The organism is Acidovorax sp. KKS102, assembly GCF_000302535.1.
In the GTDB taxonomy this organism is placed as follows: Bacteria; Pseudomonadota; Gammaproteobacteria; order Burkholderiales; family Burkholderiaceae_C; genus Acidovorax.
The window spans coordinates 801,727-817,806 of sequence record NC_018708.1 but is presented as its reverse complement, the minus strand read 5'-3'; the positions used below and the strand labels follow the sequence as shown (position 1 = coordinate 817,806).

Below are 16,080 nucleotides of genomic sequence, written 5' to 3'. Positions count from 1 at the left end.
CGCGCCTCAGAAGGAAAAGTCCTTGAAGACATCCGGCATCTCGCCCTGCATGGCCTTGGCCTCCTGCTCGTCGTAGGTGGCCTTGTCCCAGAGCTCGAAATGGTTGCCCATGCCCAGCAGCATGGTGTCTTTAGAAATACCGGCGGCTTCGCGCAGCTCGGGGGAGATCAGCACACGGCCCGTGGCGTCCATGTCCACATCCATGGCGTTGCCCAGAAAGATGCGCTTCCACCATTGGGCGGACATGGGCAGCTGGGCGATACGCTCGCGGAACTTCTCCCATTCAGGACGGGGAAAGACCATGAGGCAGCCGTGCGGGTGCTTGGTGATGGTGAGCTGGCCCGATGCCGTGGCCGCTAGGACGTCACGATGCCGGGTCGGCACAGACAGCCGACCCTTCGCATCGAGACTCAGCGACGAGGCACCTTGAAACACGGACAGATTCCCAGTTCGGTTTTGCGCCTCGGAGGTCCCGAAGGGGACCTTGAGGGCACTTTTCACCACTTAATTGCACTTTTTTGCACTGTAGCAGGAAAAGCACACCGAACAAGGGGGGTGTCCCACAAACTTTTCAATGAAATCAACGACTTAGATACGTTTTTTCAGCCACCAAAACGCCAAAAGTCGTTGAAAAAGAAGTACTTAGAGAGGCCTATGAAAGTGACCTCTCAAGGCTTGACCGAGTGGTCACAGGATGTAGCGCGACAGGTCCTCGTCCTGGCTCAGGGTCTGCAGGCGCGCATCGACGTAGGCGGCGTCGATGGTGATGGTCTGGCCGGACAGGCGGGTGGCGTCAAAACTCACTTCGTCCAGCAGGCGCTCCATCACCGTGGACAGGCGGCGCGCACCGATGTTCTCGGTGCGTTCGTTCACCTCGAAGGCGATGTGCGCCAGGCGTGTGATGCCCTCGGGGGCAAACTCCAACGTCACGCCTTCCGTGGCCAGCAAGGCCTGGTACTGCTTGACCAGCGATGCATGGGTCTGCGTGAGGATGGCCTCGAAGTCCTTGACCGACAGCGACTCCAGCTCCACCCGGATCGGGAAACGCCCCTGCAGTTCCGGAATCAGGTCGCTGGGCTTGGACAGGTGGAAGGCGCCCGACGCGATAAACAGAATGTGGTCCGTCTTGATCATGCCGTACTTGGTGGACACCGTGGTGCCCTCCACCAGCGGCAGCAGGTCGCGCTGGACGCCCTGGCGCGACACGTCCGCACCACTGCTTTCCTGGCGCGCGGCCACCTTGTCGATCTCGTCGATGAAGACGATGCCGTTCTGCTCGGCGTTCTGCACGGCGCGGGTCTTGATCTCCTCTTCGTTGACCAGCTTGGCCGCCTCTTCGTCGGTGATGAGCTTCAAGGCTTCCGCGATCTTGAGCTTGCGGGTCTTGCGCTTGTCCCGCCCCAGCTGACTGAACATGCCGCGCAGCTGCTCGGTCATTTCCTCCATGCCCTGGGGGCCCATGATTTCGAGCTGGGGGCGGCCTTCGGCCACGTCGATCTCGATCTCCTTGTCGTCCAGACTGCCTTCGCGCAACTTCTTGCGAAAGACCTGGCGGGCGGTGTTGTCAGCGGCGGGCTCGCTGCCTGCTGCGGCGCGGGCCGGGGGGATCAGCACGTCCAGAATGCGCTCCTCGGCCGCATCTTCGGCGCGGGTGCGCACCTTCTTCATCTCGGCCTCGCGCGTCTGCTTGACGGCCATCTCGGCCAGGTCGCGGATGATCGAATCCACATCCTTGCCGACGTAGCCCACCTCGGTGAACTTGGTGGCCTCGACCTTGATGAAGGGCGCATCGGCCAGCTTGGCCAGGCGACGCGCGATCTCCGTCTTGCCCACGCCGGTGGGGCCGATCATCAGGATGTTCTTGGGCGTGATCTCCTGGCGCAGGCTGCCTTCCACCTGCTGGCGGCGCCAGCGGTTGCGCAGGGCGATGGCCACGGCGCGCTTGGCGCTGGCCTGGCCCACGATGTGGTTGTCCAACTCGGAGACGATTTCCTGGGGGGTCATGGACGACATACAGGTCTTCCTGGTATCAAATGGGGCTGTAGCGCTAGTGGATCATGCGCTGGCAGCTATAAATAACAGAGCAATCAGCCCGTCAGGGGCTGACCGTGCGGCCAACGTGGGGCCGGTTCTACCGCCGTACGCTCAGAGCGTCTCGATGGTGTGGTTCATGTTGGTGTAGATGCAGAGTTCGCCCGCGATTTCGAGCGACTTCTTCACGATCTCTTCGGCGGACAACTCTGTGTTCACCAGCAGCGCCTTGGCCGCCGAGTGCGCATAGGCGCCCCCGGAGCCGATCGCCACGATGCCTTGCTCGGGCTCCAGCACGTCGCCATTGCCAGTGATGATGAGCGACGCGCTGGCGTCGGCCACCGCGAGCATGGCTTCGAGGCGGCGCAGCACGCGGTCGGTGCGCCAGTCTTTGGTGAGTTCGATGGCCGCGCGCGTCAGGTGGCCCTGGTGCTTTTCCAGCTTGGCCTCGAACCGCTCGAACAGCGTGAAGGCATCGGCCGTGGCCCCGGCGAAACCCGCCAGCACCTTGCCGTGGTAGAGCTTGCGCACCTTGCGCGCCGTGCCCTTGACCACGATGTTGCCCAGCGTCACCTGCCCGTCGCCCCCGATGGCGACCTGGATGCCGGAAGGCGTCTGGCGGCGCACGCTGAGGATGGTGGTGCCGTGGAACACCGGGTGGTTGTCTTGTAATGAGTCCATAGCTGCGGCAGATGGGGGCGGTGACCCAATTTGCAAGCCAGCCACCCAGCGGGAAGATGGGCAGAAAGCCCCCTCACGCGCGCAGCAGAAGGCGGCTCCCCCGAAACCGCAGGCTGCAAGGAAAAGAAAGAGCCGCCGAGTCCCCCGTGGCAGCGCCGACTCGCCTCAGTTTTTGCGGGGAACCACCCAGGCGTGCTCGTTGATGCCGATCACGTTGAAGAAGATTGCCACCAGCCGCTGCAGGTTGTGGAACTGGATCACATGGCCGTGGCCTTGTTGCTCGGCGGCCCAGTTGAGCACGGAGCCTGCGGCCGCGAAGTCCACCCGGATCAGCTTGTCGCAGGCTATGGTCAGCGGCACGCCGGGCTTGAAGTGCGCCTCGAACGGCTGCAAGAGGGGCGTGGCATCGCCATCGATTTGGCCCTTGAGCTCTGCCACCGGGCCCGCATCCAGCGGGGCCGGGGCCGACAGCTCGCCCAGGTCGGAGGCCATGAAGTCGCTGTCCGCCGCCAGCGGGGCGGAACCAGACGAAACCCCTTCGTTGTCCGAGTATCCGCAGCGCGGCGACACCCAGGACGGCGGCGAGACCTCGTAGGTCACGCAGTAATCGAGGGCCACCAGTTCAAATTCGTCGGGCTTGCCCATGAGGCGCATGGCGGCCATGCGCAGGCGCCACCACTCGGGGCTGTTGGAGCGATCGCCCGACTGGGTCTTGGCATCCAGCAGGGCATGGAGCTTTTCCACACCCGAAAACACGATCTGCCCTTCACGGTCGGCCCACTGGCTGAACTGGTCGGCCAGCAGGGGCACCGCAGCCTCGTCAATGGAGGTGAGGCGCGACCAAGACAAGGTCCAGGGCGAGGCGGCACGCGCCAGCGAGGCCTGCAGGGCCGCCACCGAAGAGACGGCGACGGTGGGTGGTGCGTTCCAGCTGAAATCGCGGCGCATGGCGACGGCGGGCTCGGCGGCGGGTGCGGCCTCTGCGGCCAGACCCAGCTGCGCCGGCATGGAGAACCACAGCGGCGCAGAACGGCCGTACTGCGCGGCAAAGTCGATGGCCAGGGTGTCAAAACGGTCGTGCTGCCCGGTGGCCCGATACAGGTCAAACAGCGTCATCCAGATTTCCAGCTGCTGCGCTGGATCGTCCTGCTGGTGCTGGGCCAGCACCTCCAGCAGACCAGACTCGGCCCCTGCGTGGTCACCATTGGCAAACCGGATGGCGGCTTCTTCAAGATCGGGTTCGTGCACGAATTCCTCCGGTTCGAATGCGGGCGCGGGCGCAGCCGTGGGAGCCGCAGGGCTGAAGGATGCTTCGACGGTTGGGGTGGTGCCGGGCCGCATGGTGGCGTCCGTGCCACCAAAACGGCCAATGGCCATGCTGTCATCGGCGAACAGGGGCTGTACGGCGGGTTTGGTATCCAGCGGGGCGGATAAGCTGCCGGGCACCGTGGGTGCGTAGGCCCGGGCCTGTTCTTCCGAAGACGCCTCGGTGCTGGAATCAGGCATCACCCCCGGCTGGGTGGGGGCGTCGGCGCCCTGCTTGCTCTTCCACCACTGCTGGGACATCTGCGCTTCGATCTCGTCGATCTTCTTGAGCGTGACGGCCCGCTCGTCGGGCGACGCCATGCTGCTCTGGAAGAACGAGGGCCGCCCTGCAGCGTCTTCCACCCGCTGGCCGTGCAAGACCTCGCGCTGGCGCAGCTTGCGCAGCTGATCGAATTCGCGGCGCCGCACAAAGTCGTTGCGGCGCTTGCGCTCGATCATCTCCTTGAGCATCTGCTTGCTGTACTGGCTCTCCCGGTCGTCCTGAAGGGAATCCAGCTCCGTCCAGTTGACGGTCGGATTCTTCACGAACCGCACCACCTTCGATAGCAGGCCGCCGGGGGTGGATTCTTCCTTGCTCATGGCTCAGGGTGCAGAGTGCGCGCGTTGATTGACAGGCCGCTGCCTGCTCAATCCCCAAACATCTTCTGCTTGAGTTCGCGGCGTTGCTGCGCTTCGAGCGACAGCGTGGCAGTGGGGCGAGCGATCAGGCGGCCCACGCCGATGGGCTCACCGGTTTCGTCGCAGTAGCCGTAGTCACCGGCATCAATGCGGGCGATAGATTGCTCGATCTTCTTGAGCAGCTTGCGCTCGCGGTCGCGGGTGCGCAGTTCCAGTGCGTGCTCTTCTTCGATGGTGGCGCGGTCGGCCGGGTCGGGCACCACCACGGTGTCTTCACGCAGGTGCTCGGTGGTTTCGCCGGCGCTGTTGTGGATGTCCTGCTTGAGCTGAACGAGCTTGAGGCGGAAGAACGCCATCTGTTTTTCGTTCATGTACTCGCTGTCGGGCATGGCCATGACTTCAGCGTCGGTCAGCTCGGCAACGGACTTGGTTTTCCAGTTGTTCGCCAGCTTGGGGTCTTTTTTGGCAGCCGTGAAAGTGGGCTGCGCTTGCGCGGTCGTGGGCATGGTGTGTTGATAACTGGCTTTGGCGGCCGTGGAGGCCACCGTCTGTGCCATGGATGGTACGGTCAATTGGGCCAATCGGGAAGAAGGCCGGGTTGTGCGCACGGGTACCTGCGAGCCCGCCTGCAGCGCAGGCGCCGCAGCGGGTGCCGCCACGGCGGGGGGCGCGGCCACCTTGGGTGCCGCAGCAGCCTTGGCAGCGGCCTTCGCAGCCACCTTGGGTGCTGCTGGGGCGGCGGCGCTTTTCGCCGCGGCAGGGGTTGCCTTGGTGGCCCCCTTGGATTTGCTGGTGTCGGCTTTCACTTCCTGGTCTCCTCGCAGTACGGGCGGGCCCTTGGCCGCTCTCACGGCCCGGGACTGGTGGCAAGCCTTGGGTGGTTTTACCGGGGCGCGATTGTATCGACCTGGGCTGACGCAAACGGAAACGTTGCGGATACAACACAAATCGGGCGCCATCGCCCCCTCAAACCCGTGCGCAGGTCAGACCAGGCTTTGCTCCAGCCCCTGCAAGAAGATGTCCTTGGGCAGGTCAATGCCAATGAAAACCATCTTGCTGGTGCGCGGCTCGCCCTCGGCCCACTGGGGGCCCAGGTCGCTGCCCATGAGCTGATGCACGCCCTGGAAGATCACCTTGCGCTCCGTGCCTTTCATATTCAGCACCCCTTTGTAGCGCAGCATGCGCGGGCCGTAAATGTTGACGATGGCGCCAAGGAAGTCTTCGAGCTTGGCCGGATCGAACGGGCGGTCCGAGCGGTACACAAAACTCTTCACGTCATCGTCATGGTGATGGTGGTGCCCGTGCTCGTGGCCATGCTGGTGCGCCGGGTGGTTGCAGTGCTCGCCATGCTCATGGTCGTGATCATGGTGGTCGTGCCCGTGCTCCTCTTCCTTGAGAAAGTCCGGGTCGATGTCCAGCTTGGCATTGAGGTTGAAGCCGCGCAGGTCCAGCACCTCCTTGAGCGGCACTTCGCCAAAATGCACGGCCTTGATGGGCGCGCGCGGGTTCATGTGCTTGAGGCGGTGGATCAGCGCATCGGCTTCCTCGGCGCTGACCAGGTCGGTCTTGGACAGGAAGATCTGGTCCGCAAACCCCACCTGGCGGCGCGCTTCCTGGCGGTCGTTGAGCTGCTGGGGCGCATGTTTGGCATCCACCAGCGTGATGATCGAGTCGATGAGGTAAGTCTCGGCGATCTCTTCGTCCATGAAGAAGGTCTGCGCCACGGGGCCCGGGTCGGCCACGCCGGTGGTTTCGATCACGATGCGGTCAAAGTCGAGCAGGTTCTTGCGCTTCTTGGCGGCCAGCAGTTGCAGCGTCTCGCGCAGGTCTTCGCGGATGGTGCAGCAGATGCAGCCGTTACTCATCTGCACGATCTGCTCCTTGGACTCGGTCACGAGGATGTCGTTGTCGATGTTTTCTTCGCCGAATTCGTTCTCGATCACGGCGATCTTCTGGCCATGGGCTTCGCTCAAGAGGCGCTTGAGCAACGTCGTTTTGCCCGAGCCCAAGAAGCCGGTGAGGATGGTGACGGGGATCAGTGCCATAAATCTGTCTTTCAAGGGAATCAAATACTTGCGCTGCGCGGCAGCAGTGCCCCACCCAGGGGCATCTTTTTCAGTTTACCGAGGCTGTCAAGCCCCTGCTGGCGCCGGAAAGCTCACCCCTTGCGCATGACGACCAGCCCCTTGAGGTACTCGCCCTCCGGAAACTCTAGCGTCATCGGGTGGTCGGGCGCGCCGCCCAGGCGCTCCAGGATGAAGCCGTCCACACCCGCATCCGCGCCGGCCGAGGCCACGATCTTGTGGAACAGGTCGGCGCTGATGCCGCCTGAGCAAGAGAAGGTGAACAGCACGCCCCCGGGCGACAGCAACTGCAGCGCCAGCCGGTTGATGTCCTTGTAGGCGCGTGCGGCGCGCTCGGCGTGCGCCGCAGTGGGCGCAAACTTCGGCGGGTCCAGAATGATGGCGTCGAAGCGCTGGCCTTCCTTGAGGAACTGGCGCAGCGAGGCGTTCACGTCGGCATCGAGGAAGGTGGCGCGGTTCGGATCGAACCCATTGAGCGCCACGTGAGCGCGGGCGCGCTCCAGGGCCGGGCCGGAGGAATCGATGGAGGTCACGTGCCCGTCGGCCACATTGCCCGCAGCACGCATGCCCGCCAGCGCCGCCACACTAAAGCCGCCGGTGTAGCAAAAGCAGTTGAGCACATGCTTGAAGCCCAGGCGCTGGGTGTAGTCAGCAAACCGCTTGCGGCTGTCGCGCTGGTCCAGATAAAAGCCCGTCTTGTGGCCCTCGGCGATGTTGAGGGTCAGGCGCCACTGGTGCTCGCGGATCGTCAGTTCGAGCGGCGGCCCCTCGCCATCGCCCGCAGCGCCCGTCGGCCCGCCGCGCAGCCAGCCGGTGGCGGGCTCCAGACCTTCCAGCGAACGCACGCTGGCGTCCGAGCGCTCGTACAGCTTGGTGAGCCCCGTCTCGCGCAGCAGCGCATCGGCAATCACGCCCTTCCAGCGCTCAGTGCCTGCGCTGGTGAACTGCGCCACCAGGGTATCGCCATAGCGGTCCACGATGAGCCCCGGCAGACCGTCGGACTCGCCGTGCACCAGGCGCACACCATCGCTTTGCACATCAAATCGGGCTCTGGCGATGATGGAACGTGCGCAAGCAGCTATGAAAAACGGAGCATCAATGCGCTGCGCCTCGTCAAAGCTCCACACCCGCGCGCGGATGCGCGAGCTGGGGCTGTAAGCCGCCCAGGCCAGAAACTGGCCTTCGTGCGATTCCACGCGCACGGTCTCGCCGCTGTCGCCGCCGCCCTTGGCGATGGCCGATTCAAAGATCCAGGGATGGCGACGCAACAGCGAGCGCTCTTTGCCTGCGCGGAGTCGAAGGGTTTTCATGCCCCGGATTGTGCGGGCTGGCGGGCACGGGAAAGTGCCCCGCCGATGGAAAAACGCGCGCAGAAGCCATCACTGCGACTGATCACGCCTCGCTCAGACACGCGCCGCACGCCCCTCTTCGCCCGACAGACACCCGGTCGAATCATTCTCTCGAAACCGCATATTTGACAAATGTGATTTTCAATCGATAAAATTACAGAAATTATCATTTTTATCAAAACACTCCGATGACTACCTCCGCCACACGCCCCAGCACCACCCGCCTCGCCCCCGCGCCCGGCACGGCCCAGGCCGTGATGACCGACCTGCGCGAATTTCTGGCCTTCAAGATCGGCAACGAGGAATACGGGGTGGACATCCTGCGCGTGCAGGAGATCCGGACGTACGAGAAGCCCACCACCATTGCCAACGCCACGGGCGAATTGCTGGGCGTGATGAACCTGCGTGGCGTGATCGTGCCCATCATCGACCTGCGCCTGAAGCTGGGGCAGACCGCAGTGCAATACAACCACCTGAAGGTGGTGATCGTGCTGCACATCGGCCAGCGCACAGTGGGCGTGGTGGTGGACGGCGTGTCCGACGTGCTCACACTGGAGCGCGAACAGCTGCGCCCCGTGCCCGCCCTGCGCGGCAACGTCAAGCCCGAACACCTGCTGGCCATCGGCTCGGTGGGCCCGCGCATGCTGATCCTGCTCGAAATCGAAAAATTCCTCGCCAAATCCGTAGCAGGTGACGCCCTCGCCGTCAGCCACTGAGCGGCCATCCCATACCCCAAGAACTGGACACACCATGAAATTCAATGACCTGAAGATTTCGACCCGGCTCACGCTGGGCTTTGGCTTGATGGCGCTGCTCATCGGCCTCATGGGCACGATGTCGGTGGTGCTGGCAAGCCGTGCTGACAAAGCGTTCCACTCCATCATCGATGACCGCTTCCCCAAGGTGCTGCATCTGCATGTGGCCAAGGAAGACGTGACGGGGGTCGAACTGGCCCTCACGCAGATGCTGCTGGATACCAGCCCCGAAAACGTACAACGGCACCAGGCCACCATCAACGCCAAACGCCAACAGATCACGCAGCTGTTCGAGACCCTCGCCCAGCAGATCACCACGCCCCAAGGCAAAGCCGCACTGGCCGAAACCCTGCGCGCACGCGGTGAGTACGCGGCGCAGTTGTCACGCTACTCTGAACTGCTGACCGCCGGGCGCATGGACGATGCACGGGCTGTGCTGACAGGGTCCATGGCGGCGCCGCGCAAGGCGTACTTTGATGCCCTCGACCGCCTGATCGAATTCCAGGAGTCGCTGGCGAAAACGGCCCAGGCCGCTGCCGTGGCGGCGGTGTCCACGCTGAACGTGTCGGTGCTGGCGCTCACAGGGCTGGCCCTGGTGGCCGGTGCGGCGATTGGTTTTGGCATCGTGCGCTCCACCACGGCTCCCCTGCGCCGCGCAGTGGATGCCGCCCGCGCCGTGGCGGCCGGGGACCTGAGCCTGCCCATCACCTACCGTGGCACCAACGAAACCGCACAACTGCTGCAGGCGCTGCAGGAGATGCAACAGTCACTGGTGCATCTGGTCGGCCAGGTGCGGACCAACAGTGACAGCGTCTCCTACGCGTCAGCCGAAATCGCCCAGGGCAACAACGATCTGTCAGCGCGCACAGAGCAGCAGGCCAGCGCCTTACAGGAAACCGCTGCCTCCATGGAGCAGCTGAACGCCACCGTGCGCCAGAACGCCGAAAACTCCCGCCAGGCCAACGAGCTGGCCCAGGCCGCCACATCGATTGCCGTGCAAGGGGGCGAGGTGGTGGCCGACGTGGTGCGCACCATGAAGGACATCAACGACAGCAGCAACAAGATCTCCGAGATCATTGGCGTCATCGACTCCATCGCGTTCCAGACCAACATCCTGGCGCTGAACGCTGCCGTGGAGGCCGCCCGTGCAGGCGACCAGGGCCGGGGCTTTGCCGTGGTGGCCACCGAGGTGCGCGTGTTGGCGAGCCGCTCGGCCGAGGCGTCCCGCGAGATCAAGGGCCTGATCGGGACCAGCGTGGAGCGCGTGGAAGCCGGATCGGCCCTGGTGGACTGCGCCGGTCAAACGATGAGCGAGGTCGTTGCCTCCATCCGGCGCGTGACCGACATCATGGGCGAGATCAGTGCCGCCAGCACCGAACAAAGCCAGGGTGTGGACCAGATCAACGAAGCGGTGACGCAGATGGACCACGCCACACAACAAAACGCTGCCCTGGTGGAAGAAATGGCCGCTGCCGCTGCCAGTCTGAACCAGCAGGCGGGCGAACTGGTTCAGACGGTTGCCACCTTCAAGCTGCCCGATGGCCAGGAGCAAGCCCAGGCTTCCGTGCAGGATCCACGCGCTGTCTTGCAACACCGGCCCGTACGCCGCCCCTTGCTCGGCCAGACCCATCTGCCGATGGCGGCCGCCTGAGCGGCTTAGGGCGGCCGATCACGCTGTGAGTGAACCGGACTACAGCGCCTTGCCAAAGCGCTCCAGGCGTGGCGCCCAGTGGCCCAGCACATCGGCCGACAGCAGCACGCGGTGCGCCTGCCCGATGAGCAGATGGCGCGGCACCAGGCCGATGTAGCGCGAGTCGGCACTGTTGTCCCGGTTGTCACCCAGCACCAGGTATTCGCCCTCGGGCACCTGCACCGGATCGAAGCTGCTGCGCGCTGTCACGCCTTGCAGCCACTGCACGCGGCGCTCATGCCCCAGCAGGCGCTCCGTCCAGCGCGTGGCGGTGAGCGTGCGGCCCGGCAGCACCGCCTCCTGCACAGAATCGGGCATTTCGTATTCGGCCGCCTGGCCGTTGATGTAGAGCACCTCGTTGCGCATCTCCACCGTGTCGCCGGGCAAGGCGGCAATGCGCTTGATCAGGCGGGTGCCGTCCAGCGGGGACGAGAAGGTGACCACATCGCCGCGCTGCGGGTCGTCGATGTGCGCCAGGATGACGTCGGTGAGCGGCAGCTTCAGGTCGTAGGCCAGGCGGTTGACCAGCACCACATCCCCCTCCAGCAGCGTGGGCCGCATCGAGCCCGAAGGGATGGGGTTCCAGTCGGCCACGGCAGTGCGAAAGACGCCAAAGCACAACAGCAGCACGATGAACCACCGGTTCGATTTAAGGTTCGATTGGATCCAGTTCAGCAGCATGACGACAACTCCAGGGCGCCCACGGCGGGCGGCAGATGGATCGGAGGCGCCGGGGGGCCACTTGGTTCCGCGCGGCGGGCGGGCGGTTGCTCCGCTTTCGCGGAGACCCGCGCGGCGGCTCAGGGGGACTTCTTCCGCGCACGCGGGTGGGCGGCGTCATACACCTTGGCCAGGTGCTGAAAATCGAGCCGTGTATAGACCTGCGTGGTCGTGATGTTGGCGTGGCCCAGCAGCTCCTGCACCGCGCGCAGGTCGCCACTGCTTTGCAGCAGGTGGCTGGCAAACGAGTGGCGCAGCATGTGCGGGTGCACCGGCGTGGTCAGCCCCGCCTGCTGGCTGCGCTGGCGCAGGCGCAGCCAGATGGACTGGGCGGTGAGACGCTTGCCGCGCTGGCCCACGAACAGGGCGGTGTCGAGCTGTGCAGAGTCCTCGCCACCAAACGGTGTGGCCCGCAGCTGCAACCAGGCCTGCAGCGCGGCCGTGGCCGCGGCGCCCACCGGCACGCTGCGGCGCTTGCTGCCTTTGCCGAACACATGGGCCTCGCCCGCTTGCAGGTCCACCCAGCCACGGCCCTGGCGCTGGGTGTCGGCGTTGGGGATGGCATCGAGCCCCGCCAGTTCGCCCACGCGCAGGCCGCAGCCGTACAGCAGCTCCACCATGGCCGCATCGCGCGCCTCCAGCCAGGGGTCGGCGCCGGTGTTGTCAAATTCTGCAAGCCGAACGGCGTCGTCCACGCCGAGCGCCTTGGGCAAGGGCTTGGGCGCCTTGGGCGCGCGCACGCCCTGCACCGGGTTGTGCGGAATCAGCCCCTGCCGCCCGGCCCAGATGAAGAAGCCGCGCCAGCCCGAGAGGATGAGCGCAATGCCCCGCCCGCTGCGCCCGCCGCTGTGCATCTGTGCCACAAAGCGGCGAATGTGTGCCGTCTGCAACTGCAGCAGCGGCACGTTCACGCCCGCCGCAAACTGCGCCAGCTTTTCGAGGTCCAGGGTGTAGAGCGTGAGCGTGCGCGCGGCCAGCCGCTTTTCGACGCGCACATGCTCCAGATAGCGCAGGACGTGGGGGTCGAGCGTGGTGGGGGCTGCGGGCGTTTCACACATGGTGCCGTCGCCGAGACGCCGCTAGGTTGGCACGGGCTGCCAGAGGGCGGGTTACTGCAGCCGCAACAGCGCTGCGCTGGCCAGCTCTGCCATGCGCGACAAGAAGTCGGTGCCCATCGTGGCATCAAAACGCTGCGGATCGTGCGAGCCCAGCACCAGCAGGCCAAACGCTGGCGTGGCGCTGTCGATGGCGCCAGCGCGCAGCGGCAGCAGGGCCAGGGACTGGGCGGGCTCTCCGCCCTCTTGCGCCAGCCAGCCAGCGGGCTCGAAGCCCAGGTTGGGACCGCAGAAGGGCATGGTCAGCGACGAGGCAAATGCCCGCGCGTCTTCGCTGGCACCCTGAGTGAAGTCGGCGTCGATGTACGGAGCGGCCACTGCCCACACCCGCACCGCCGCCTGGGGCACATCGAACAGGGTGCGCACTCCATCGACCACGGCCTGGGGCAGGTCGAACGGGTCGCGCACCTGCAGCAGGCTGCCGGTCCACTGGTGCACTTTGTGGGCAATGGCGGCGTTTTCGGTGCTGTTGCGCACCATTTCCATGATCCGATGCTCCAGGCCCTTGATCTTCTCGCGCAGCATCTCGGCCTGGCGTTCTTGCAAGCTCACGGCGCGCGCTCCGTGCGGGCTGGTGATCTGCACGCTGGCCAGCACCTCGGCATGGCGCTCGAAGAAACCCGGCGTGTTGGTGAGGAACTGGGCGATGTCGTCTTCGGTGATCGGTGGGATGTGGGTAGTCATACGAGCGTGTCGGGAATGTCGATCTGGCCTTCGAACACCGTGGTGGCCGGGCCGGTCATGAAAACGGAATCAGCCTCCTGGCCGCTCCAGGCGATGGTGAGGCGGCCGCCGCGCGTGTCCACCTGCACCTCGGGGTCGAGCAGCCCCAGCCGGATGCCGCTGGCCACTGCCGCGCAGGCGCCGGTGCCGCAAGCCAGCGTCTCGCCCGCGCCGCGCTCGAACACCCGCAGGCGCACATGGGAACGGTCCACGATCTGCAGGTAGCCAGCATTCACCCGCTGGGGGAAGCGCGCATGGCGCTCGATCAGCGGCCCGGTCTGCGCAACGGGGGCTGTGTCCACGTTGTCCACCAGCTGCACCGCATGCGGGTTGCCCATGGAGGCCACCGCTACCAAAACAGAAGCACCCGAGGCATATTCCTCTAGCGCTACCGGCCATTTTTGCCCCGAACCCTGCTGCACGGGCGTGAGACCGGTGGTGTCGAACGGCACCTGGGCGGGGTCGAACTCGGGCCGGCCCATGTCCACCGTGACGCGGCCGTCGCCCGTGAGGCGGGGGGCAATCACGCCGCTTTTGGTCTGCACGCGAATGGTGTCCTTGCCCGACAGTCCCCGGTCGTGCACAAAGCGCGCAAAACAGCGCGCGCCGTTGCCGCACTGCTCCACCTCGCCGCCATCGGCGTTGTGGATCACGTATTCAAAGTCGATGCCCTCCCCCGGCGAGGGGCGCACGGTGAGGATCTGATCGGCGCCGACGCCGAAATGGCGGTCGGCCAGGAAGCGGTATTGGGCGGCACTGAGCCCCAGGCGGCCCTGGGTTTCGTCGAGCACCACAAAATCGTTGCCCGCGCCCTGCATTTTGGTGAAGCGAATCTTCATGGGACGGGATTATGGCCCCGCCCCTGCGCCAAACCGCGCGCGGGCGTACGCTTGGCAGTTTCTCTCGATTCCAACGGCTTTTCAGGAACCTCGCATGACCGATCTTTCCGCTTTTGCCATCACCCGCAAATGGCCCGCCCGGCACCCGGACCGCATCCAGCTGTATTCCCTGCCCACGCCCAACGGCGTGAAGGTGTCCATAGCGCTGGAAGAACTGGGCCTGCCCTACGAGCCCCACCTGGTGAGCTTTGAGACCAACGACCAGACCACGCCCGAATTCCTCTCGCTCAACCCCAACAACAAGATCCCGGCCATCCTGGACCCGAACGGGCCGGACGGCCAGCCGCTGGCACTGTTCGAGTCCGGCGCCATCCTGGTGTACCTAGCCAGCAAAACCGGTCAGCTGATGCCGCAGGACACCGCCGGGCGCTACGAAACCCTGCAGTGGGTGATGTGGCAGATGGGCGGTGTGGGCCCCATGTTTGGCCAGCTGGGGTTCTTCCACAAGTTTGCAGGCAAGGACTACGAAGACAAACGCCCGCGCGACCGGTATGTCGCTGAGTCGAAGCGCCTGCTCAAGGTGCTGGACGAGCGCCTGGCAGGCCGCCCATGGGTGATGGGCGACCAGTACACCATCGCCGACATTGCCATCCTGCCCTGGGTGCGCAACCTCATCGGCTTCTATGGGGCGGGCGACCTGGTGGAGTTTGGCCAGTTCAAGGAAGTGCAACGCGTGCTCGATGCGTTTGTGGCGCGCCCAGCGGTGGCCCGGGGGCTGGCGATTCCGGCACGCGGCTGACGGCGGGCGCCAGGGCGCCTGGGTTTCTCATCGGCCCTTGATCTTGATCATGCCGCGCAGCCCGGCACCCGGCCGCCACGCACCTACCATGGGCCTCCTCAAAAAAACAGGGAGTGCCCCATGGGATTGACCGTTGATGTTCTTCAGGATCTGGACCTGCACGACCTCCAGGCTGCCGCCCGTGCAGCGCTGCAGGAAACGAACGCCATCGCCTTGATCGAGTTGCTGGAAATGCTGTGGAGCTGCGATGTGGAGGGTGCCAACGCCGTCATCGACGCGGTGCTGCTTCGCCTGCAGCAGCTGCGCGCGCTGCGCTGACGGCGGGCCTGCAAGGCAGGCCTGCTCAGCCCAGACGCTCCTGCAGAAAATCCAGAAAACACGCGATGCGCGCCGCCAGTTGCGTGTTGCGGTAGTACACCGCACTGATGGGCTGGCGCACCTCCACCGTGTCCTTGGCCAGCACCTGCACCAGGTCGCCGCGCGCACGGTCAGCGGCCGTCATGAAGTCCGACAGGCACACGATGCCCACCCCTTGCAGCGCCAGATGGCGCAGTGTCTCGCCGCTCGATGCGGTGAGGCCGGGCACGATGGGCCAGGCGTCTCCATGGGCGCCGCGCAGCGGCCACTGGTTGAGCGACTCGGGCTGGTTGAAGCCCAACAGCGTGTGCCGGGCCAGGTCGGCCACACTTTTGGGCTTGCCCGTGCGCGCCAGGTAGTCGGGGCTGGCCAGCACCCGCAGGCGGCTGGTGCACAGCGGGCGCGCATGCAGGGTGGAATCCGGTAGCTGCCCGATGCGAATGGCCACGTCCGTGCGCCGCTCCAGCAGGTCGATGTATGTCTCGTCCGTGTCCAGCTGCAGCGTGATCTGCGGATAGGCCTTGCGAAACGCAGGCACCAGGGGCACCACGGCGTGCAGCATGAAGGGCGTGGCCGCATTCACCCGCAGGCGGCCGGCGGGCTGCTGGCGGCGCGCGGCCATGTGCTCCTCGGCGTCGTCGATCGAGGCCAGGATGGCGCGCGTGCGCTGCAAAAAGGCCCGGCCCTCCTCCGTCAGCTCGGTGCGGCGTGTGGTGCGGCGCAGCAGCGTGGTGTCCAGCTTTTTCTCCAGCCGCGCCAGCGCCCGGCTGATGCCCGAGACGGTTTGGCCCAGGGTGTCTGCTGCGGCCGTGATCGAACCGCCGTCCACCACGGCCACAAAGGCCTGCAGTTCTTCCAGCGTGGTTTTCATGAGGGCTCCTGGCGCCTGATTGTTGATTTCAAATCAATTATCAATGGCGCTTAACGATCTTTTTCAGCAAGACTGAAACACCCACACTCCACAGCCCGAAAGCCTGAAACCTGGAGTGTTCC

General features: G+C 65.2%; 16 protein-coding genes. 4 read left to right on the top strand and 12 right to left on the bottom strand.

Features of this window, described 5'->3' with window-relative positions:
- Positions 1-6: 6 nt before the first annotated feature.
- The 7 genes from mraZ to C380_RS03650 form a co-directional block, all read right to left on the bottom strand.
- The gene (gene mraZ, locus C380_RS03680) at positions 7-435 is read right to left on the bottom strand and encodes a division/cell wall cluster transcriptional repressor MraZ (RefSeq protein WP_015012546.1); all 429 of its coding nucleotides are present in this window, start codon (positions 433-435) and stop codon (positions 7-9) included.
- A gap of 252 nt (positions 436-687) precedes the next feature.
- Positions 688-2,013 (bottom strand): ATP-dependent protease ATPase subunit HslU, encoded by a 1,326-nt coding sequence (gene hslU, locus C380_RS03675; RefSeq protein ID WP_015012545.1) that lies wholly within the window; start codon positions 2,011-2,013, stop codon positions 688-690.
- A 132-nt stretch (positions 2,014-2,145) separates the two neighbouring features.
- A complete protein-coding gene (gene hslV, locus C380_RS03670) occupies positions 2,146-2,712 on the bottom strand; it encodes an ATP-dependent protease subunit HslV (protein WP_015012544.1) in 567 nt (188 codons plus the stop codon).
- Positions 2,713-2,877: 165 nt separating this feature from the next.
- Positions 2,878-4,617, bottom strand: coding sequence for an STAS domain-containing protein (locus tag C380_RS03665; RefSeq protein WP_015012543.1), 1,740 nt, complete (start codon positions 4,615-4,617; stop codon positions 2,878-2,880).
- Between the two features lie 47 nt (positions 4,618-4,664).
- Positions 4,665-5,462: an RNA polymerase-binding protein DksA gene (dksA, locus tag C380_RS03660; protein WP_015012542.1), complete on the bottom strand. Its 798-nt coding sequence runs from the start codon at positions 5,460-5,462 to the stop codon at positions 4,665-4,667.
- A gap of 177 nt (positions 5,463-5,639) precedes the next feature.
- Complete coding sequence (locus C380_RS03655; RefSeq protein ID WP_015012541.1) at positions 5,640-6,701, bottom strand: GTP-binding protein; 1,062 nt, start codon at positions 6,699-6,701, stop codon at positions 5,640-5,642.
- A 113-nt stretch (positions 6,702-6,814) separates the two neighbouring features.
- Positions 6,815-8,050: a class I SAM-dependent rRNA methyltransferase gene (locus C380_RS03650; protein ID WP_015012540.1), complete on the bottom strand. Its 1,236-nt coding sequence runs from the start codon at positions 8,048-8,050 to the stop codon at positions 6,815-6,817.
- Between the two features lie 227 nt (positions 8,051-8,277).
- Between C380_RS03650 and C380_RS03645 the strand changes: the two genes are divergently transcribed.
- Together C380_RS03645 and C380_RS25720 are read left to right on the top strand one after the other, a co-directional pair.
- On the top strand, positions 8,278-8,805 hold the full coding sequence (locus C380_RS03645; RefSeq protein ID WP_015012539.1) for a chemotaxis protein CheW: 528 nt from the start codon (positions 8,278-8,280) through the stop codon (positions 8,803-8,805).
- A gap of 34 nt (positions 8,806-8,839) precedes the next feature.
- A complete protein-coding gene (locus C380_RS25720; protein ID WP_015012538.1) occupies positions 8,840-10,495 on the top strand; it encodes a methyl-accepting chemotaxis protein in 1,656 nt (551 codons plus the stop codon).
- Positions 10,496-10,534: 39 nt separating this feature from the next.
- Here the strand turns inward: C380_RS25720 and lepB are convergent, their stop codons facing one another.
- The 4 genes from lepB to dapF form a co-directional block, all read right to left on the bottom strand.
- Positions 10,535-11,215 (bottom strand): signal peptidase I, encoded by a 681-nt coding sequence (gene lepB / locus C380_RS03635; RefSeq protein ID WP_015012537.1) that lies wholly within the window; start codon positions 11,213-11,215, stop codon positions 10,535-10,537.
- Between the two features lie 119 nt (positions 11,216-11,334).
- Positions 11,335-12,312 (bottom strand): tyrosine recombinase XerC, encoded by a 978-nt coding sequence (locus tag C380_RS03630; RefSeq protein WP_015012536.1) that lies wholly within the window; start codon positions 12,310-12,312, stop codon positions 11,335-11,337.
- A gap of 51 nt (positions 12,313-12,363) precedes the next feature.
- A complete protein-coding gene (locus C380_RS03625; protein WP_015012535.1) occupies positions 12,364-13,053 on the bottom strand; it encodes a DUF484 family protein in 690 nt (229 codons plus the stop codon).
- Positions 13,050-13,931 (bottom strand): diaminopimelate epimerase, encoded by an 882-nt coding sequence (gene dapF / locus C380_RS03620; RefSeq protein WP_015012534.1) that lies wholly within the window; start codon positions 13,929-13,931, stop codon positions 13,050-13,052. Before dapF ends, C380_RS03625 begins: the two co-directional genes overlap by 4 nt.
- A gap of 94 nt (positions 13,932-14,025) precedes the next feature.
- On the opposite strand from dapF, the gene C380_RS03615 reads away from it, so the two are divergent.
- Entirely contained in the window at positions 14,026-14,730 is a 705-nt protein-coding gene (locus C380_RS03615) for a glutathione S-transferase N-terminal domain-containing protein (protein ID WP_015012533.1), read from the top strand.
- A gap of 120 nt (positions 14,731-14,850) precedes the next feature.
- On the top strand, positions 14,851-15,048 hold the full coding sequence (locus C380_RS03610) for a hypothetical protein (RefSeq protein WP_015012532.1): 198 nt from the start codon (positions 14,851-14,853) through the stop codon (positions 15,046-15,048).
- 25 nt (positions 15,049-15,073) lie between these two features.
- Here C380_RS03610 and C380_RS03605 read toward each other — a convergent pair whose 3' ends face one another.
- Positions 15,074-15,958: a LysR family transcriptional regulator gene (locus tag C380_RS03605; protein WP_015012531.1), complete on the bottom strand. Its 885-nt coding sequence runs from the start codon at positions 15,956-15,958 to the stop codon at positions 15,074-15,076.
- Between the last annotated feature and the right edge of the window lie 122 nt (positions 15,959-16,080).